Genomic DNA, 18,598 nt, shown 5'->3' with positions numbered 1-18,598 from the left:
GCTCACGCCCCGTAGAACAGCTCGTCCACCACCGCGCGAGCGCGCCGCGTCGTCCGCCGGTAGTCGTCCAGCATGTCCCCCACGTGCCCCGGCTCGTAGCCGAGGTAGCGGCCCACCGCCGCGAGTTCCCGCGGCTCCGTGGGGAAGGTGTCCCCGGACCGGCCGCGGACGATCATGACCGCATTGCGCACGCTCGTCGCGAGAACCCACGCATCGTCCAGTATGGCCGCGGCCTCCCCGCTCAGCAGCCCGGCGGCACAGGCGGCCGCGAGGGCCTCGCGGGTGCGGGTCGTGCGCAGCCCGGGCTCCGCCCAGGCGTGCCGCATCTGCAGCAGCTGTACGGTCCACTCCACGTCCGACAGGCCGCCGCGCCCGAGCTTGGTGTGGGTCGTCGGGTCCGCGCCGCGGGGCAGCCGCTCGCTCTCCATACGGGCCTTGAGCCGCCGGATCTCGCGCACCGCGTCCTCGCCGAGGCCCTCGGCGGGATACCGCAGCGGGTCGATGAGCTCGATGAAGCGCTGCCCGAGTCCCGGGTCGCCGGCGACCGGGCGGGCGCGCAGCAGCGCCTGGCTCTCCCACACGAGCGACCAGCGCCGGTAGTAGGCGGCGTACGAGGCGAGGCTGCGCACGATGGGCCCGGACTTGCCCTCGGGCCGCAGGTCGGCGTCGATGTGCAGGGGCGGGTCGGTCGTGGGAAGTTGGAGGAGGCGGCGCATCTCCCCGGCGACGGCGAAGGCGGCCTTGGCGGCCTCCTCGTCGGTGACGCCCTCGCGCGGCTCGTGCACGAACAGCACGTCGGCGTCGGAGCCGTAGCCCTGCTCGTGGCCGCCGAAGCGGCCCATGCCGATGACGGCGAAGCGCGTGGGGAGGGTGTCGCCCCACTCGGCGCGCACGGCGGCGCGCAAGGCGCCCGCGACGGCGGCGGCGTTGACCTCGGAGACGGCGTCGCCGACGGTGTCGACGCGGACGTGGGGGTCGCGCTCGCCGTTGGGCTCGCCCGTGCCGTGGGAGCCGCCCCGCCCGTACGCCCCGATGATGTCGGCGGCGGCGGTGCGGAAGAGCTCGCGGCGGCGGACGCCGCGGACGGCGACGATCGCGGCCTCCGCGCCCTCGGAGCGGTTGACGGCGGCCAGCGTCTCCTGTTCGAGGGCCTCCTCGCCGCGCGGGCGCAGGCCCTCGGGGTCGCCGAGCAGGGCGACGGCCTCGGGGGCGCGCAGCAGCAGGTCGGGGGCGAGGCGGCCGGCGGACAGGACGCGGGCGAGGTTCTCGGCGGCGGCGCCCTCGTCGCGCAGCAGCCGCAGGTACCAGGGGGTGCGGCCGAGGGCGTCGGAGACCTTGTGGAAGTTGAGCAGGCCGGCGTCGGGGTCGGCGGAGTCGGCGAACCAGCCGAGCAGGACGGGCAGCAGGGTGCGCTGGATGGCGGCCTTGCGGGACACGCCCGAGGCGAGCGCCTCCAGGTGGCGCAGGGCGGCGGCGGGGTCGGCGTAGCCGAGGGCCTGCAGGCGGTTTCCGGCCTCTTTGGCGCTGAGCCGGATCTCGCCGGGCTCCAGCTGGGCGACGGCGTCCAGCAGGGGCCGGTAGAAGAGCTTCTCGTGCAGCCGGCGCACCTCGCGCGCGTGCCGCTTCCACTCGCGGCCGAGGCCTTCTACGGGCTCGGTGCCGGGCGGCCACGAAAGGACGCGGGCGAGGGAGCGGCCGAGGCGGCGCTGGTCGGCCTCGGCCTCCGGCATCAGGTGCGTGCGGCGCAGGCGGTGGAGCTGGATGTGGTGCTCCACGGTGCGCAGGAAGCGGTAGGCGGCGTCGAAGGCGGCGGCGTCGGAGCGGCCCACGTAGCCGCCCGCGGCGAGCATGGTCAGGGCGTCGAGGGTGCCGGAGGCGCGGAGCGTGGCGTCGCAGCGGCCGTGGACGAGCTGCAGCAGCTGGACGGCGAACTCGACGTCGCGCAGCCCGCCCGGGCCGAGCTTGAGCTCCCGGTCGACCTGGCCCGCGGGGATGGAGGCGATGACGCGGCGGCGCATCTGCTGCACGTCGGGCACGAAGTTCTCGCGCTCGGCGGCCTGCCACACCAGCGGTGCGACGGCATCGGTGTAGGCCCCGCCGAGGGTGAGGTCGCCGGCGACCGGGCGGGCCTTGAGGAGGGCCTGGAACTCCCAGGTCTTGGCCCAGCGCTGGTAGTAGGCGAGGTGGCTGGAGAGGGTGCGCACGAGGGGGCCGTTGCGGCCCTCGGGCCGCAGGTTGGCGTCGACGGGCCAGATGGTGCCCTCGGGGGTGACGTCGGAGCAGACGCGCATCATCCGGGAGGCGAGCCGGGTGGCGGCCTGCAGGGCGGGGCCCTCGGCGGTCCCCTCCTTCGCCTCCGCCACGAAGACGACGTCCACGTCGGAGACGTAATTGAGCTCCCGGCCGCCGCACTTGCCCATGCCGATGACGGCGAGCCGGCAGGCCGCGGCGTCCGCGGGCTGCTCCTCGGCGGCGATGGCGAGGGCGGCGCGCAGGGTGGCCGTGGCCAGGTCGGCGAGCTCGGCGGCGGTCTGGGCGACGTCGGTGGTGCCGCACACGTCGCGCGCGGCGATGGTCAGCAGGCAGCGGCGGTAGGCGGCGCGCAGGGCGTCGGCGGCGCCCAGGCCGGCCTCCCGCCGGGCGCGCGCGCCGTCGGCCAGCGCCTTCTCGAACTCCGGGACGCCCGGGTTGAGATCGGCCGCCTCGTAAGTGACGAGGGCGTGCCAGTCGCCGGGGTGGCGGGCCAGGTGGTCGCCGAAGGCCTCGGAGGCGCCGAGCACCCCGAGCAGCCGGTCGCGCAGCGGCTTGGCCGTCACGAGCGTGTCCAGCAGGGCCTGCCGGTCGCCGTCCGGCCGGGCGTCCAGCGCCTCGGCGAGCCGGACCAGGCTGTGCAGGGCCAGGTCCGGGTCGGCGGTGGCGCCGAGGGCGTCGAGCAGGACGGGATCGCCGCGTCTCGCGGCGAGCGGCGGAGCCTCCAGCCGCCGCTCGGCGGCCGCCGGATCGGTGAAGCCGTACTTCAGCAGCCGGGTGTACGCGCTGCTGCGACGACCCTCGGGCAGTGTCATCGGCACCCCTCGCTCCGCACTGCCGCCATGATAGGCACCGGCTAGAGCACGGGCAGCATCTTGCGGAGCTCGAACGCGGTGACCTCCGAGCGGTACTCCTCCCACTCCTGCTTCTTGTTGCGCAGGAAGAAGTCGAAGACGTGCTCGCCGAGGGTCTCGGCCACCAGCTCGCTGCGCTCCATCAGCGCGATGGCCTCGCCCAGGTTCTGCGGCAGCGGCTCGATGCCCATGGCCCGGCGCTCGGAGTCGGACAGCGCCCACACGTCGTCGTCGGCGCCGGCCGGGAGCTCGTAGCCCTCCTCGATGCCCTTGAGACCGGCGGCCAGCAGCACCGCATAGGTCAGGTAGGGGTTGGCGCCGGAGTCGATGGAGCGGACCTCGACCCGGGCGGAGCCGGTCTTGCCGGGCTTGTACATCGGGACGCGGATGAGCGCGGAGCGGTTGTTGTGGCCCCAGCAGATGTACGAGGGGGCCTCGCCGCCCGCGCCGGCGCTGCGGGCGGAGCCGCCCCAGATGCGCTTGTAGGAATTGACCCACTGGTTGGTCACGGCCGAGATCTCGGCGGCGTGCTTCAGCAGGCCCGCGATGAAGGACCGGCCGACCTTGGACAGCTGGTACTCGGCGCCGGACTCGTAGAAGGCGTTGCGGTCGCCCTCGAAGAGGGAGAGGTGGGTGTGCATGCCCGAGCCGGGGTACTCGGAGAACGGCTTCGGCATGAACGTGGCCTGGACGCCCTGCTCCAGCGCGACCTGCTTCATCACGAGCCGGAAGGTCATGATGTTGTCGGCGGTGGAGAGCGCGTCGGCGTAGCGCAGGTCGATCTCCTGCTGGCCGGGGGCGCCCTCGTGGTGGCTGAACTCGACCGAGATGCCCATGGATTCGAGCATGGTGATGGCCTGGCGGCGGAAGTCCATGCCCACGTTCTGCGGGGTGTGGTCGAAGTAGCCGGAGGAGTCGGCGGGCACCGGGCGGGTGCCGTCCACCGGCTTGTCCTTGAGCAGGAAGAACTCGATCTCGGGGTGGGTGTAGAAGGTGAAGCCGAGGTCGGAGGTCTTGGCGAGGATGCGCTTGAGGACGTAGCGCGGGTCGGCGTAGGAGGGCGAGCCGTCCGGCATGAGGATGTCGCAGAACATCCGGGCGGTACCGGGGGCCTCCGCGCGCCAGGGCAGGATCTGGAAGGTGCCCGGGTCCGGCTTGGCGATCATGTCGGACTCGTAGACCCGCGCGAAGCCCTCGATCGCGGAGCCGTCGAAGCCGATGCCCTCGTCGAAGGCCTGCTCCAGCTCGGCGGGGGCGACGGCCACGGACTTCAGATAGCCGAGCACGTCGGTGAACCACAGCCGCACGAAGCGGATGTCGCGCTCTTCCAGGGTGCGGAGCACGAACTCCTGCTGCTTATCCATAGCTACCCATCCTCGCTGGTCAGGCCGCCCCTTCCCAAGCCGCGGGGCACATCGGGGGCATAGAGCATCCCACCACATGATGTCGGGTGCGTTGCAGACATGGGTCCGAACGTTCCGCATCGTGTGCGTGTACGGTTCTCCCCCCATACTGCCTGCTCGGGGGCGGTTGCCGCACCGGCGGGGCGGCGAGCGGAGCGGGGGCCCGGCCTCCGCTTATCGCGGGCGGTCCGTGAGCCGCAGCAGGAGGCGGCGGGGGTACTGCACCGTGGACAGTGCCGGCGGTCGCACGTCGGCGCCCGGCGCGAGTTCCATGCGCCATCGGTGGCAGAACGTGGCCAGGGCGAGCACGGCCTCGGTCATGGCGTAGACGTCGCCGATGCACTTGCGGGCCCCCACGCCGAAGATCACGGCTCCTTCGCGGGGCGGCCGGCCGGGCTCGGCGGGCCAGCGGGCGGGGCGGAACTCCGCCGGGCACGCGTGCACGGCGGGGCTGTGGTGGACGACCGGCGGGCTGACGACCATCGTGCTGCCGGGCGGCAGGCGGCGGCCGGCCATGTCCACCGGGACGGTCGTGACGCGGGTGAACAGCCATGCGGGCGAGTAACGGCGCAGGGACTCGGTGACGATCTGCCCGGTGCAGGGCAGGCGCGGCACGTCGGCGGGCGTCACGGGCCGGTCGCCGAGGACCGAATCGAGCTCCTCGTGGAGCTCGCGGGCCGTCTCCGGGTGCCGGGCCAGGGCGTACAGGGACCAGGTCAGGGAGGCGGCCATGGTCTCCGAGCCGCCGAAGACCATCGTCATGACCTGGTCGTGGATCTCGGTGGCGGTCAGGCCTTCGTTGCCGTCCTCGTCCCGGGCGGCGACCAGGGTGGACAGCAGGTCGCCGTGGTCCTGCCCGCTGCGCCGGTACGCGGTGACGAGGCGGTCCACGGTGGTGTGCAGGTCGGCGAGGGCCCGCGCGTAGCGGCGGTTGGCGGGCAGCGGCAGGCGCTGCACCGGCCCGGGGACGAACATCCGCCGGAAGAGGCCGCTGAGCGCGACGGCGAAGGAGTGCTGGAGGCGGGCCACGTCGTCCTCGGCGAGGCGGGCCGAGAAGAGGGTGCGGGTGACGGTCCGCAGGGTGAGGCCGAACATGGCGGGGAAGACGTCGACGGTCTCCCCCGCGCGCCAGGACGCGGACAGGCGGGCGGCCTCCTCCGCCATCACCCCCGCGTAGCCGTCGAGGCGGGCGCGGTGGAAGGCGGGCTGGACGAGACGGCGCTGGCGGCGGTGGTCCCGGTGCGCGCAGCTGCCGAGGCCGTTGCCGACGATGTCGCGGAGCCGGGTGAAGAACGGGCCTCCCTTGTCGAAGGTCCGGTCGTCGAAGAGCACTTGGTGCACGAGCTCGGGGTGGCAGGGGACGTAGGCCGGGACGGATCCGAGGCGGATCTCCACGAGGTCGCCGTGGGCCGGCAGGGAGCGGAGGAAGTCGAGGGGCCGGCGCATGAGCGGCCAGGCGTGGCCGACGAGCGGCAGGCCCCCGGGGGCGGTTCCGGACACGTACGTGACGGGCATGGCGGTCCCTCGATCGGCGGTGCGTGGGGCGCGCCACGAGGTTTTCCGCTGCCCGGGGGCTAAAACCCCGGGTTTCTCCGGTTTGACAGTTTCTGAACGCGGGGCCGGGGGGCGGGTGGACGCGGGATGGAGGGGCCGGTTCCGTACGGTCCGCCGCGGGTGCGGGGCTCGGCCCCGCACGGGCCCGGGGCGGCGGGCACCGCCGGACGCCGCCGCAGCCCCCTACGCCGGATCGCCCCGCCGGAGGCGTGCCGGCGTCGCCAGGACGGCCGCCGCCACCGCCTGCGGGCGGTCGTACATCAGGAGGTGGCCCGCCGGGGCCACCGCCTCGAAGCGGCCGTCGAGCCGCTCGGCGAGCGCCCGCTGCCGCTCCAGCCAGCGGCGTTCCAGCCAGGATCCCGTGCCCGGGGAGGCCGCCAGCACGCTCACCGGCACGGGCGGCATGGGCCGGCTCTCGCGCAGGGCGCCGAGCTCCGCGGCCACGTCGCGGTAGCGGGCGTTCTCCATGAGGAGCGCCCGCGCCACCCGCCCCGTGCCGTACGTGCGCCGCACGAGGTCCGCGGGCGCCGGGTCCTGGCGGCTGACGGACGAGGCGCGGACGGTGAGCCGGCGCAGGGCCGGGCCGAGCGCCCGCGGCAGCCCCGCCGCGGCGAGGACGCGGCCGCGGGCGTGGGCGGCGGTGGTGCGCAGCTCGCGGGCGGGCGCGGGCCGCGGGTCCTCCTCGACGCTGCCGTCGACGAGGACGATGCCGGCGGTGCGCTGCGGGTGCAGGCGGGCGAAGGCCTCGGCGTGGAAGCCGGCCAGGGAGTGGCCGACGACCGTCGCGGGTCCGGTCAGCCCGAGGGCGTCGAGGACGCCGGCTATCCGGTCGGCCTCGCCCGCGGCGGTGGGCGGTTCGAGGGGCGGGGCGCTGAAGCCGAGGCCGGGCCGGTCGAAGCGGACGACGGTGCGGTGCGGGGTGAGCAGCGGCACGACGGGCTCCCAGTCGAACCAGCCCATGCCGAGCCCGGCGCTGAGCACGCACACCGGCCCGGAGCCCTCGCGCACGATGTGCAGCGGCACTCCGCCGACGCGGAGCATGCGCCCCGGGGGCCGCTCGGTGCCGGGCCCCGCCGGCGGCCGCACCGTGCCGTTCACGCCGTTGCCGCCGTTCGCGCTGTTCATGGGCTCCCCCTCGTCGCTCTCCGACAAGCTAACGGACGGGGCTCTCCCGGTGCTCCGGCGCCACCCAGTGCGGTTTGCGGAACTTCAGGAGGGCGAGCGGGGTGAGGAACCCGAGGACGAACAGCCCGCCGCCGACGGTGAGCAGGTAGCGCCAGAGCGGGCCGCCGCCGAACTGTTCGGGCGGGACGAAGCCGATGCACATGGCGGCGAGCGAGGCCGCGAAGCCGACGCCCGCGACGAGGTGCAGGGCGGGCACCCGGAAGCCGCGCGGCCGGTCCGGCTGATTGCGGCGCAGCCGGACGGCGGCGGCGAACATCAGCAGGTAGACGACGAGGTAGATCTGCGTGGTGATCACGGAGAAGATCCAGTACGCGCTGGAGACGTCCGGGATGAACGCGTAGAGGAGCGCGATGACGGTGGTGAGCGCGCCCTGGGCGACCATGATGTTGCGCTGGACGCCGTTCTTGTTGAGCTTCTGCAGCGCGGGCGGCAGGTAGCCCTCCTGCCGGGCGACCATCAGCAGGCCCTTGGAGGGCCCGGCCAGCCAGGCGAGCATGCCGCCGAGCGCCGCGGCGACGAGCAGCACGCCGACGACCTTGGTCAGCCAGCCCACGTGGAAGTGGTCGAAGAAGCCCTGGAAGGCCTGCATCACGCCGGCGGTGAGGCTGAGGTCCTCGCCCGGCATGACCCAGCTGATGGCCAGCGCGGGCAGGATGAAGATCAGCAGGACGAGGCCGGTGGCCGCGAACACCGAGCGCGGGAACTGCTTGCCGGGCTCGCGCAGCGAGGAGACGTGAACGCCGTTCATCTCCATGCCCGCGTACGACAGGAAGTTGCCGACGATCAGCACGAGGCTGGCGAGGCCGGTCCACGGCGGGAGGAGGTGGCCGCTGTCCATGGGCGCGGCGGAGGCGTTGCCCTGGCCGAGGAAGACCAGGCCGAGGACGACGAGGACGACGCCCGGGATGAGGGTGCCGATGACGAGGCCCATGCTGGACAGCCCGGCCACGGCCTTCGTGCCGCGCGAGGAGATCAGCACGCCGGCCCAGTAGACGACGACGATCACGATGGCGACGTAGAGGCCGTTGTCGGCGAGCCGCGGGTCGATGACGTAGGCGAAGGTGCTCGCCACGTAGGCCAGCAGGCTCGGGTAGTAGGCGATCGTCATCGCGAACTGGCACCACACGGCCAGGAAGCCCAGCGGCTTGGAGAGCCCCTCGCTGACCCAGCGGTAGATGCCGCCGGTCCAGCCGGAGGCCAGCTCGGCGGAGACGAGGGCGGTCGGCAGCAGGAAGACCACGGCCGGGAGGAGGTAGAGGAAGACGGCGGCCAGTCCGTAGAGCGCCATGGACGGCGCGGGCCGCAGGTTGGCCACGGAGGCCGTGGTCATCATCGCGAGGGTGACCCACGAGATGAACTGGGGCTGCGGCTGGGGCCGCGGGGGCTTCGGCGGTGCGGGGACGGCGACGGGACGGTCGTCCCTCACCGGTTCCGTGATGGTCATGGGAGGGGGAGCGTCCTTCAGGCCGTGCGTGGTGCGCGTGGAGCGGCAAACGTTTCGCCCCATAATCCCATTTCCGGGGCCGTGGAGCGGGCATACCCCGTAGGGGTAGGGTGCGAGGGTGACGAGGGGGATCAGCAACGGACAGCAGGGGACGGCGGCCGCGTGGTGCGGGCGCCTGTTGCTGCTCTCCGCCCTGCTGCTGGGCATCGTCACGATGCACACGCTGGGGCATCCGACGGGGCACGCGGGGATGAGCCATGAGGCTCGTACGCATGCGACGGCCGGCGCGCACCCGCAGACGCATTCCGCCCCCGCCGGCTCCCCCGTCGCGGACGATCCGCTGTCCGCCCCCGGCATGGACCCCATGTCGGTCTGCCTGGCCGTCCTCGGCGCCGCCTTCCTGGCGCTCGTCCTGCTGCTGGTCAGCGCGGCCCTGCGCCGTCCCGCCGCCGCCCTGGCCGCGGCCCGGGCGCGGTTGCTGCGGTCGCTGTGGCCGATCCCGCCGCCTCCACGGCACAAGTCCCTCGCGCGGCTGTCGGTGCTGCGGGTGTAGGAGCGCGCTTCTGCGCGTCCCTGCCCCTTCTTCACCGACCCCTCAGAGGTGCACTCACCCATGCGTACGCACAACCGCACACACACCCGCCGCGCCGTCCTCGGCGCCGGTCTCGCCGCTGCCGGCGGCGGTCTGCTCGCCGCCTGCTCCGACGGCGCGGGCGGTTCCTCCTCCCCGTCGGCCGCGCCCGCCGCCTTCGTCACGCCGGACGGCGCGGAGGTCGCCGCGGCCGAGGCGAAGCGCGGGAGCGGGCCGGTCCGCAGCGTCCGGCTGACCGCGACCCGCACGCAGGTCGACCTGGGCGGCCGTACGGTCGACACCTGGGCCTACGGCGACCGGCTGCCCGGCAAGGAGGTCCGGGTCACCGCGGGCGACACCCTCGCCCTCACGCTCGCCAACCACCTGCCCGAGCCCACGTCCATGCACTGGCACGGGCTCGCGCTCCGCAACGACATGGACGGCGTTCCCGGCGTCACCCAGCGCCCCGTCCAGGCGGGCGCGTCCTTCGACTACCGCTTCGCGGTCACGCACCCCGGCACGTACTGGTTCCACCCCCACTCGGGCGTCCAGCAGGACCGCGGGCTGTACGCGCCGCTGATCGTGGAGGACCCCAAGGAGCCGCTGCAGTACGACAGGGAGTGGGTCGTCGTCCTCGACGACTGGGTCGACGGGGTGGACGGCAGCACGCCGGACGCGGTGCTGGCCGAACTGTCGAAGGGCATGGGCGGCACGGACCACGGCGGGGGTGGCATGGACCACGACATGGGCGGCATGGACCACGGCGGCGGAGGGGGCGGCATGCACCACATGTCGATGACGGCGGCCGAGGCGGAGAAGTCCCCCTCCCGCATGCTGATGGGCGCCACCAGCCCCCTCCTCGGCGGGGACGCGGGCGACGTCGCCTACCCGTACTACCTGGTCAACGGGCGCGCGCCCGCCGACCCCGAGACGTTCGCGGCCAAGCCGGGCGACCGGATCCGGATCCGCTTCGTCAACGCGGGCGGGGACACCGCCTTCCGCGTGGCCCTCGGCGACCACAAGATGACGGTCACGCACACGGACGGCTTCCCCGTCGAGCACGCGGAGACCGACGCCCTGCTGCTGGGCATGGGCGAGCGCTACGACGTGCTCGTCGAGGCGAAGGACGGGGTCTTCCCGCTGACGGCACTGGCCGAGGGCAAGAAGGAGGCCGCGTTCGCGCTGCTGCGGACGGGCGGCGGCTCCGCCCCCGGCGCGTCGGCGCGCCCGCGCGAGCTGGACGGGCAGCTGCTCACCGCCGACCGGCTCAAGGCGGACAAGGCCGTACGCCTACGGGACCGCTCCCCCGACCGCACGATCACGCTCCGGCTGACCGGGTCGATGGCGAAGTACGACTGGGCGATCAACGGGGAGAAGTACGCGCCCTCGCGGCGGCTCCCCGTGGCCGCGGGCGAGCGCGTGCGGCTCTCGTTCGTCAACGCGACGACGATGTGGCACCCCATGCACCTGCACGGCCACACCTTTGCCCTGCCGGGCGGCGGCCCGCGCAAGGACACGGCCATCGTGCTGCCCGGCAAGCGACTGGACGTGGACTTCGACGCCGACAACCCGGGCCTGTGGATGCTCCACTGCCACAACGTCTACCACTCCGAGTCCGGGATGATGACGCTGCTCGGCTACCGGAAGTAACGGTCAAGCGCCGCACCTCGCCGCTCAGAGATCGCGTCAGATAGACGAGTACTCTGGGCGGCGTGCCTCAACTTCGCCTCGCACTGAACCAGATCGACTCCTGCGTCGGCGATCTCGCCGGGAACGCCGAGTCGATCGTCCACTGGACCCGGCACTCCGCCGGGCAGGGCGCCCACCTGGTGGCGTTCCCCGAGATGGCGCTGACCGGCTACCCGGTCGAGGACCTGGCCCTGCGGCCCTCCTTCGTGGACGCCTCGCGCGCCGCGCTGGACGCCCTCGCCGCGCGCCTGGCCGCCGAGGGCCTCGGCGAGCTGCCGGTCCTCGTCGGCTACCTGGACCGCAGCGAGGAGGCACGCCCGCGCCTGGGCCGCCCCGCGGGCGCACCGCGCAACGCCGCGGCCGTGCTGCACCGCGGCGCGGTCGCGCTGTCCTTCGCCAAGCACCACCTGCCGAACTACGGCGTCTTCGACGAGTTCCGGTACTTCGTGCCCGGCGACACCATGCCGGTGGTCCGGGTGCACGGCGTGGACGTCGCGCTGGCCATCTGCGAGGACCTGTGGCAGGAGGGCGGCCGGGTGCCCGCGGCGCGTGCTGCGGGCGCCGGCCTGCTGCTGTCGGTCAACGCCTCCCCGTACGAGCGGGAGAAGGACGACACCCGCCTGGAGCTGGTGCGCAAGCGCGCCCAGGAGGCCGGCTGCACGACCGCGTACCTGGCCATGACCGGCGGCCAGGACGAGCTCGTCTTCGACGGCGACACCATCGTCGTCGACCGCGACGGCGGGGTGATCGCGCGGGCACCGCAGTTCGAGGAGGGCTGCGTCCTGCTCGACCTCGACCTGCCGGCGGCCGCCCCCGAGGCGCCGTCCGGGGTCGTGGCCGACGGGCTGCGCATCGACCACGTCACGCTGTCCGCGGACCCGCTCCCCCCTTACGAGCCGGAGACGCCCGGCGGCGCGGCACCGCACCTGAGCGACGACGCCGAGGTCTACCAGGCGCTGGTCACGGGCCTGCGCGCGTACGTCGTCAAGAACAACTTCCGCAGCGTCCTCATCGGCCTGTCCGGCGGCATCGACTCCGCGCTCGTCGCGGCCATCGCCTGCGACGCGGTCGGGGCGGAGAACGTGTACGGCGTGGCCATGCCGTCGCGCTACTCCTCCGAACACTCCCTCGCCGACGCCGACGAACTCGCCCGCCGCACCGGGCTCCACTTCCGCACCGTCCCGATCGCGCCGATGTTCGACGCGTACATGGGGGCGCTGGGCCTGACCGGCCTCGCCGAGGAGAACCTGCAGTCGCGGCTGCGCGGCACGATGCTGATGGCCATCTCCAACCAGGAGGGCCACATCGTCCTCGCGCCGGGCAACAAGTCCGAGCTCGCGTGCGGCTACTCGACGCTCTACGGCGACTCCGTCGGCGCGTACGGGCCGATCAAGGACGTCTACAAGACCTGGATCTTCCGCCTGGCGAAGTGGCGCAACGCGGACGCCGCGACCCGCGGCGAGACCCCGCCCATCCCGGAGAACTCCATCACCAAGCCCCCGAGCGCCGAACTGCGCCCGGGCCAGGTGGACACGGACTCCCTCCCCGACTACGACGTCCTCGACCGGATCCTGGAGCTCTACGTCGACCGCGACCGCGGCCACGCGGAAATCGTCGCCGAGGGCTTCGAGACGGAGCTGGTCACGCGCGTCCTGCGGATGGTCGACACGGCGGAGTACAAGCGGCGCCAGTACCCGCCGGGCACGAAGATCTCGGCGAAGGGGTTCGGGAAGGACCGGCGGCTGCCGATCACCAATCGGTGGCGCGAGACGGGGTGAGGCGGGCGTCGTTGGGTTCGGCGCCCGCAACAAGGTCCAGCTCGTCGGCTGACGAGACTCCGGTCGCCCGCGTTAGCATTGTTTGATTTTCAAGCAATGCTGATGGAGTGAGTCTGCAGTGAAGGTCGAGATCTACAGCGACATCGCCTGCCCGTGGTGCCACGTCGGCAAGCGCCGCTTCGAGCAGGCGCTCGCCGCGTTCCCCGGCGCGGGCGATGTCGAGGTCGTCTACCGGCCCTTCCAGCTGGACCCGCACGCCCCGGAGGAGCCGCTCCCCCACCGCGAGGTGCTGGCCGCCAAGTACGGACCGCAGTCCGTCGCCATGGACGACCACATCACGCGACTGGGGGCGGACGAGGGGCTCGTCTTCGACTTCGACACCGTCGTCGAGAACAACTCCCTGCTGGCCCACCGCCTGCTGCGCTTCGTCCTGGAGGAGTACGGGCGGGATGCCCAGGCCCGGCTCAAGGGCCGGCTGCTGGAGGCCCACTTCGGCGAGGGCCTCGACATCGGCGACCGCGAGCACCTCACGGACGCCGCCGTCACCGTGGGCCTGGACCGCGCCCCCGTCGCCGCGTTCCTCGACGGCGACGGCCTGCACGACGAGGTCCTGGACGAGATCGAGGAGGCGCGGCAGCGGGGCGTCACGGCCGTCCCGACATTCGTCTTCGAGGGGCAGTGGGCCGTCCAGGGCGGCCAGGAGCCGGCCACCTTCCTGAAGGTCCTCCAGCAGGTCGCGGAGGCGGCGGAGGCCGAGGCGGGCACCGCCGCGGCGGGCGCCGGCGCGGCCTGCGCCGACGGCGCCTGCGCGGTCTGAGCCCGCCGGGCTACCCCTTCGCCGCGCCCCGCACCTCCAGGCCGTCGAGCAGCCGCTTCGTGGCCGCCGTCACGGCGGTCACGGCCTCCTCGAACACGGCCTGGTTGTGCGCGGCGGGGTGGTGGAACCCGGACACCTTCCGCACGTACTGCAGGGCGGCCGCCCGGATGTCCTCGTCCTCGACGGAGGGCGTCATCGGCGGGCGCAGGGTCTTGATGCTGCGGCACATGAGTCCAGTGTGCCGCCCGCTCCCTCGTACGTGCGTGCACGGCAGCGTGACAGTATCGCTGTCATGACTACTTCTGATGACGCCCGGAACGTGAAGAAGGCCCCGGCGAAGGACCCTTGGGAGCTGCCCGACGTCTCCGGCCTCGTGGTCGGCGTGCTCGGCGGCACCGGTGACCAGGGCCGCGGCCTCGCCTACCGGCTGGCCAAGGCCGGCCAGCGGGTGATCATCGGCTCGCGTGCGGCCGAGCGGGCGCAGGCGGCCGCCGGCGAGCTGGGCCTCGGCGTCGAGGGCGCCGGCAACGCCGAGTGCGCGCGGCGCAGCGACATCGTGATCGTCGCGGTGCCGTGGGACGGCCACGCCAAGACCCTCGAAGGGCTGCGCGAGGAGCTCGCCGGCAAGCTCGTCGTCGACTGCGTGAACCCGCTCGGCTTCGACAAGCAGGGCGCGTACGCCCTGAAGCCTGAGGAGGGCAGCGCCGCCGAGCAGGCCGCCGCCCTGCTGCCGGACTCGCGCGTCACCGCCGCCTTCCACCACCTGTCGGCCGTCCTGCTGCAGGACCCGGAGATCGACGCGATCGACACCGACGTGATGGTGCTCGGCGAGGCGCGCGCCGACACCGACGTCGTGCAGGCCCTGGCGGGCCGCATCCCCGGCATGCGCGGCGTCTTCGCGGGCCGGCTGCGCAACGCGCACCAGGTGGAGTCGCTGGTCGCCAACCTGATCTCGGTGAACCGCCGCTACAAGGCGCACGCCGGGCTGCGCGTCACCGACGTCTGAACCGACATCTGAAACCGACGTCTGGCCGAAGCACCCCCGGCGGGGCACGGGGCGGGGGGACGCGGGCACGGCGCCTGAGCGACAATGGCCGGGATCGTGACCGTATGCGCCCCCGGACAGGAGCCGTCCCCCATGCCCCGCCTCGCCCTCTACGCCCTCGCCGTCTGCGTCCTCTCGGTCGCGGCGGCCGTCGTCTCCTTCGCCCAGGGCAGCTGGCTCGGCATCATCTGGATCCTGCTGCTCGGCGTCTCGTCCAACATCGCCTGGTACTACGTGCGCAAGGCGAAGAACGACAAGGCCGCGGCCGCCGGCGAGAGCGCCTGAGGCGGGCGGGGCCGCCGGACGGCGGCCCCGGACCGGTCAAGGCCACGGCCACGGCCACGGCCACGGCCCGCTTCAGTCGCCGCGCGGCGCCGGTTCCCAGCCCGCCCCGCCCGGCGGCCACTGGTAGGCGGGCCTGCCCTCGGCACCGCTGGTGCGGAAGGGCCTGCCCTGGTCGTCGATCCGCAGGACCCCGCGCCGGCCGCCGCTGGACCACTGCACCTCCAGGTACCAGGTGACGTCGTGGCGCCGGGCGGCCGCCTTGACGTAGAAGACCTCGGGGTCGGTCTCGCTCACCTTGTACGGGAAGTCGCGCTGCCCGTCCCTGGGCGCGGCGGCGGGCCGCGCGGAGTCGAGGTCGACGCCGAAGGAGCGCGTCGCGACGTCGCCGCCGCATCCGACGCCCGTCGCGTAGTCGTTCCAGGCGAGCGGCGGCTTGGTGTCCTCCACCCGGACCTGCAGTCCTTCGAGGACGACGGTCTCCTTGCCGGTGCCCTGCAGGGTGATCTTGACGTACTGCTCGCCGGCCGGGACGGCACCGACCCGGGACACCCAGCCGGGCGCGTCCGGCTCCGAGGGGGGCAGCGGGACGCCGCCGGGCGACCGGTCGACCAGGTAGTGCTGGGTGCAGGGATCTTCGTAGGCGTGGGGCCGGACGTGGGCGGTCAGGGGAACGCCGGCGGGCTTGCCGGGGCCCTTTCCGCCGCCGGTCTCCGGCTCCGGCTCCGGCCCGTTCCCGGGGGACGGGGACGCGCTGCCCTTTCCGCTCTCCTGCTCCCGGCTCTGTGAGGGGGACGGCCCGGCCGACGGGCTGCTGCTGCCGCCCGTGCCGGGCTTTCCGGACGCGTGCGTCTTCCCCGTCCCCGGCGAGGCGGCTTCCACGATCCGGCCCCTCCTGTCGTCGCCGGAGCCGCTGCCGCCGCCGTTGCTGCCGCCGCCGCTGAGCGTGACGGCGAGCGCCGCGGAGCCCAGGACGGTGACGGTCGCGGCGGCGGCGAGCGCCGCGAGGGCGGTTCTACGGGGCAGCCGCCTGCGCTGTGGCGCCGCCGACTGCTCCGATGGGGCCACGGGTGGCGCCACCGGCGCCTCGCCCGGTGCGGGCTCCTCCTCCGGCTCGGCCCCTTCCCGCGACTCGGCCCGTTCCCCTGCCGGGGGCTCCTCCGGCGCCGCGGAGCCCCCGGCTTCCGCCTTAGCCGCAGGCTCCGCCTGCTGCTTGCGGCCGCGCGTCGCGTCCGCCACGATCCACCGCCGGTGAACCTCCATCAGCTCTTCCGGCGTGGCCTTGCACAAGCGGGCCAGCCGCTCGACCGGAGCGAACTCCGCCGGCACAGCGGCCCCGCTGCAATACCGGTGCAGCGTCGACGTACTGACGTGCAGTCGCTTGGCCAGCACGCCGTAGCTCAGGCCCGAACGCTCCTTCAGCTCTCGCAGCAGATCAGCGAGATCGCCCGCCCCCACGTCACTCCCCATCCCAGCTCCCCATTCCAGGGAACGGCCATTTCCCCAGGTCAAAGCCTGTGCGGGCATTCCCGCGTCCCGTACTCGGCCGTATCGCTGGCCTCCGGGACACGTTCCCGCACAAGCTTTCGTCATCCAAGCACGCCGCTCCCGCATCCGGTTGAGCGACGCCCCGCCGCCCGCGGACGGTCAACCGTCCGTGCAGGCCACCCGTACCGAAAGAGATTCAGCCATGCGCGCCTCCGTCCGCCGCTCCGACTCCCGCCCCCGCCTGCTCGCCGCCGCCATGGCAGCCGTCGCCGTCGCCGCGCTCTCCCTGACGGCGTGCGGGGCCGACGGGAAGGGGGAGGGCGTCCGCCAGGAAGGCGCCGCCTCCCCGCAGGCCTCTTCCGCGGCCCCGCAGCCCTCCGGGCCGGCGCAGGCGCCGGAGCGGGACGCGTCGGCCGCGAAGTCCGCCGCACCGGCCTCCTCCACGTCCCACCGCGCCCGCGGAACGGATGGAACGGCTGGAACGGATGGAAGGACCGGCAAGGGCGGAAAGGGCGGAAAGGGCAGCGCGTCTCGCGACCCGTACGCCCCCGAGAACCGCGTGGACTGCAGCGCTGCCGACGTGGAGGTCGTCGCCACACCGGTCTCCCGCCCCCTGAACCACATGCTGCTCACCCTCACCAACAAGGGCTCCAAGATGTGCGACCTGAAGGGCTATCCCGTCGTCAAGTTCGAGGGCGCCCAGTCCGTCCCGCCGGTCATCGAGGACAGCAAGCCGCAGGCGGTCACCTCGCTCAAGCCGGGCGAGAAGGGCTACGCCGGCGTGATCCTGTCCTCGGGCGAAGGCAGCGGTGGCGAGGGCTACACGGCGCAGAGCCTGCAGATCGGCTTCGAGGGCAGCGACAGGATGGTCGAGGCCGCCCTGCAGGCGAAGGGCGTGCACGTCGACAACGCCCTGCGCGTCACGTACTGGGTGACGTCTCCCGGGGACGCGCTCTCCTGACTCCCCGCCCCCCCATCCCGTCTTGACGCCAATACCCTTGCCTATGGCGCCACTTCAATGCCATGGTGGCGTCATGAATGACGAACTGCTCGTGCAGCCCCCCGTATCCCTGCCGACAGACCGCCCGGCAGGCTGTCCCTTCGACCCGCCCGCCGGTCTGGGCGCCCTGCGCGAAGAACGGCCGCTGGTTCCGATGCGCTACCCCGACGGGCACGTGGGCTGGCTGGCCACCGGCTGGTCCGCGGTCCGCGCGATCCTGGCCGACTCCCGCTTCAGCGCGCGCTACGAGCTCATGCACTACCCGCTCCCCGGAGGGCCCGAGGGCGCCCTGCCGCCCGCACCGACCGGGGACATGACCGGAATGGACGCCCCCGAGCACACCCGCTACCGGCGGCTGCTCGCCGGGAAGTTCACCGTCCGGCGGATGGACGCGCTCACCGCGCGCCTGGAGGAGATCACCGCCGGGCGCCTGGACGCCATGGAGCGGCGGGGAGGCCCGCTCGATCTGGTCGAGGCGTTCGCACAGCCCGTGCCCGCGCTGATGATCTGCGAGCTGCTGGGGGTGCCGTACGCGGACCGGGAGGTCTTCCAGCGGCACACGGCGGCGCTGATGGACCAGAACTCCTCGGCGGAGGAGATGCACGCGGCGTGGACCGGGCTGCAGGAGTACATCCAGGCGCTGGTGTCGGCCAAGCGCGCCGCGCCCACCGACGACCTGCTCAGCGACCTGACCGCCGGCGACCTCACGGACGAGGAGCTCACCGGCCTCGGCGGCTTCCTGCTGGGCGCCGGCCTCGACACCACCGCGAACATGCTCGCGCACGGCACCTTCGCCCTGCTGAGCAACCCGGACCAGCTCGCCGCCCTGCGCGCCGGCCCCGGGCTCGCCGGCGGGGCCGTAGAGGAGCTGATGCGCTACCTGACGGTCGCGCACACCACGGTGCGGTCGGCGCTGGAGGACGTGGAGGTGGACGGCCTGCTGATCCGGGCCGGCGACACGGTCACCCTCTCCCTCCAGGCCGCCAACCGCGACCCCGAGCGCTTCCCCGGCCCCGACACCCTCGACCTGAGCCGCAGGGCCGTCGGGCAGCTGGGCTTCGGCCACGGCATCCACCAGTGCCTGGGCCAGCAGCTGGCCCGCGTCGAGATGCGGGTCGCCTTCCCGGCGCTCTTCGCCCGCTTCCCGTCGCTGCGGCTGGCCGTCCCGCCCGAGGAGGTGCCGCTGCGCCACCACGCCAACATCTACGGCGTGCACCGGCTCCCGGTCACGTGGTGAC

General features: G+C 73.6%; 15 protein-coding genes. 8 read left to right on the top strand and 7 right to left on the bottom strand.

Features of this window, described 5'->3' with window-relative positions; translation table 11 throughout:
• Positions 1 to 2: 2 nt before the first annotated feature.
• From IF61_RS0102830 to gadC, 5 genes are all read right to left on the bottom strand, one after another.
• The gene (locus tag IF61_RS0102830; protein WP_030364578.1) at positions 3 to 3,065 is read right to left on the bottom strand and encodes a bifunctional [glutamine synthetase] adenylyltransferase/[glutamine synthetase]-adenylyl-L-tyrosine phosphorylase; all 3,063 of its coding nucleotides are present in this window, start codon (positions 3,063 to 3,065) and stop codon (positions 3 to 5) included.
• Positions 3,066 to 3,106: 41 nt separating this feature from the next.
• Positions 3,107 to 4,468 carry a type I glutamate--ammonia ligase gene (glnA, locus tag IF61_RS0102825; RefSeq protein WP_030364577.1) on the bottom strand — a complete coding sequence of 454 codons (1,362 nt, stop codon included), beginning with the start codon at positions 4,466 to 4,468 and terminating at the stop codon, positions 3,107 to 3,109.
• A 213-nt stretch (positions 4,469 to 4,681) separates the two neighbouring features.
• Positions 4,682 to 6,022, bottom strand: coding sequence for a cytochrome P450 (locus IF61_RS0102820; protein WP_030364576.1), 1,341 nt, complete (start codon positions 6,020 to 6,022; stop codon positions 4,682 to 4,684).
• Positions 6,023 to 6,244: 222 nt separating this feature from the next.
• Complete coding sequence (locus IF61_RS0102815; protein ID WP_043187674.1) at positions 6,245 to 7,102, bottom strand: alpha/beta fold hydrolase; 858 nt, start codon at positions 7,100 to 7,102, stop codon at positions 6,245 to 6,247.
• Between the two features lie 112 nt (positions 7,103 to 7,214).
• Positions 7,215 to 8,579 carry a glutamate/gamma-aminobutyrate antiporter GadC gene (gene gadC / locus IF61_RS0102810; RefSeq protein WP_235485837.1) on the bottom strand — a complete coding sequence of 455 codons (1,365 nt, stop codon included), beginning with the start codon at positions 8,577 to 8,579 and terminating at the stop codon, positions 7,215 to 7,217.
• A 229-nt stretch (positions 8,580 to 8,808) separates the two neighbouring features.
• Between gadC and IF61_RS0102805 the strand changes: the two genes are divergently transcribed.
• The 4 genes from IF61_RS0102805 (at position 8,809) to IF61_RS0102790 (ending at position 13,545) form a co-directional block, all read left to right on the top strand.
• A complete protein-coding gene (locus IF61_RS0102805) occupies positions 8,809 to 9,243 on the top strand; it encodes a DUF6153 family protein (protein WP_245684377.1) in 435 nt (144 codons plus the stop codon).
• A 60-nt stretch (positions 9,244 to 9,303) separates the two neighbouring features.
• Complete coding sequence (locus IF61_RS0102800) at positions 9,304 to 10,911, top strand: multicopper oxidase family protein (RefSeq protein WP_030364572.1); 1,608 nt, start codon at positions 9,304 to 9,306, stop codon at positions 10,909 to 10,911.
• A 62-nt stretch (positions 10,912 to 10,973) separates the two neighbouring features.
• Positions 10,974 to 12,728 (top strand): NAD+ synthase, encoded by a 1,755-nt coding sequence (locus tag IF61_RS0102795; protein ID WP_030364571.1) that lies wholly within the window; start codon positions 10,974 to 10,976, stop codon positions 12,726 to 12,728.
• Positions 12,729 to 12,846: 118 nt separating this feature from the next.
• On the top strand, positions 12,847 to 13,545 hold the full coding sequence (locus tag IF61_RS0102790; RefSeq protein ID WP_030364570.1) for a DsbA family oxidoreductase: 699 nt from the start codon (positions 12,847 to 12,849) through the stop codon (positions 13,543 to 13,545).
• A 10-nt stretch (positions 13,546 to 13,555) separates the two neighbouring features.
• Here the strand turns inward: IF61_RS0102790 and IF61_RS0102785 are convergent, their stop codons facing one another.
• Positions 13,556 to 13,774, bottom strand: coding sequence for a DUF2277 domain-containing protein (locus IF61_RS0102785; RefSeq protein ID WP_030364569.1), 219 nt, complete (start codon positions 13,772 to 13,774; stop codon positions 13,556 to 13,558).
• A gap of 63 nt (positions 13,775 to 13,837) precedes the next feature.
• On the opposite strand from IF61_RS0102785, the gene npdG reads away from it, so the two are divergent.
• The gene (npdG, locus tag IF61_RS0102780; RefSeq protein WP_030364568.1) at positions 13,838 to 14,551 is read left to right on the top strand and encodes an NADPH-dependent F420 reductase; all 714 of its coding nucleotides are present in this window, start codon (positions 13,838 to 13,840) and stop codon (positions 14,549 to 14,551) included.
• A 132-nt stretch (positions 14,552 to 14,683) separates the two neighbouring features.
• On the top strand, positions 14,684 to 14,875 hold the full coding sequence (locus tag IF61_RS0102775) for a hypothetical protein (protein ID WP_030364567.1): 192 nt from the start codon (positions 14,684 to 14,686) through the stop codon (positions 14,873 to 14,875).
• Between the two features lie 72 nt (positions 14,876 to 14,947).
• Here the strand turns inward: IF61_RS0102775 and IF61_RS0102770 are convergent, their stop codons facing one another.
• The gene (locus IF61_RS0102770; RefSeq protein WP_030364566.1) at positions 14,948 to 16,342 is read right to left on the bottom strand and encodes a helix-turn-helix domain-containing protein; all 1,395 of its coding nucleotides are present in this window, start codon (positions 16,340 to 16,342) and stop codon (positions 14,948 to 14,950) included.
• 220 nt (positions 16,343 to 16,562) lie between these two features.
• On the opposite strand from IF61_RS0102770, the gene IF61_RS0102765 reads away from it, so the two are divergent.
• Positions 16,563 to 17,321: a DUF4232 domain-containing protein gene (locus IF61_RS0102765; RefSeq protein WP_030364565.1), complete on the top strand. Its 759-nt coding sequence runs from the start codon at positions 16,563 to 16,565 to the stop codon at positions 17,319 to 17,321.
• Positions 17,322 to 17,394: 73 nt separating this feature from the next.
• On the top strand, positions 17,395 to 18,597 hold the full coding sequence (locus tag IF61_RS0102760; RefSeq protein WP_030364564.1) for a cytochrome P450: 1,203 nt from the start codon (positions 17,395 to 17,397) through the stop codon (positions 18,595 to 18,597).
• The last annotated feature ends 1 nt before the right edge of the window (position 18,598 follow it).

Source organism: Streptomyces roseoverticillatus (genome assembly GCF_000719265.1).
In the GTDB taxonomy this organism is placed as follows: Bacteria; Actinomycetota; Actinomycetes; order Streptomycetales; family Streptomycetaceae; genus Streptomyces; species Streptomyces roseoverticillatus.
This window is presented reverse-complemented; position numbering and strand designations above follow the sequence as displayed.

Bases quoted from the DNA above. Each gene is read 5' to 3' on its own strand.
- npdG (WP_030364568.1), top strand. From the start codon at position 13,838: ATGACTACTTCTGATGACGCCCGGAACGTGAAGAAGGCCCCGGCGAAG.
- IF61_RS0102775 (WP_030364567.1), top strand. From the start codon at position 14,684: ATGCCCCGCCTCGCCCTCTACGCCCTCGCCGTCTGCGTCCTCTCGGTC.
- IF61_RS0102770 (WP_030364566.1), bottom strand. From the start codon at position 16,342: ATGGGGAGTGACGTGGGGGCGGGCGATCTCGCTGATCTGCTGCGAGAG.
- glnA (WP_030364577.1), bottom strand. From the start codon at position 4,468: ATGGATAAGCAGCAGGAGTTCGTGCTCCGCACCCTGGAAGAGCGCGAC.
- IF61_RS0102765 (WP_030364565.1), top strand. From the start codon at position 16,563: ATGCGCGCCTCCGTCCGCCGCTCCGACTCCCGCCCCCGCCTGCTCGCC.
- IF61_RS0102760 (WP_030364564.1), top strand. From the start codon at position 17,395: ATGAATGACGAACTGCTCGTGCAGCCCCCCGTATCCCTGCCGACAGAC.
- IF61_RS0102830 (WP_030364578.1), bottom strand. From the start codon at position 3,065: ATGACACTGCCCGAGGGTCGTCGCAGCAGCGCGTACACCCGGCTGCTG.
- IF61_RS0102820 (WP_030364576.1), bottom strand. From the start codon at position 6,022: ATGCCCGTCACGTACGTGTCCGGAACCGCCCCCGGGGGCCTGCCGCTC.
- IF61_RS0102800 (WP_030364572.1), top strand. From the start codon at position 9,304: ATGCGTACGCACAACCGCACACACACCCGCCGCGCCGTCCTCGGCGCC.
- IF61_RS0102785 (WP_030364569.1), bottom strand. From the start codon at position 13,774: ATGTGCCGCAGCATCAAGACCCTGCGCCCGCCGATGACGCCCTCCGTC.
- IF61_RS0102815 (WP_043187674.1), bottom strand. From the start codon at position 7,102: ATGCTCCGCGTCGGCGGAGTGCCGCTGCACATCGTGCGCGAGGGCTCC.
- gadC (WP_235485837.1), bottom strand. From the start codon at position 8,579: ATGATGACCACGGCCTCCGTGGCCAACCTGCGGCCCGCGCCGTCCATG.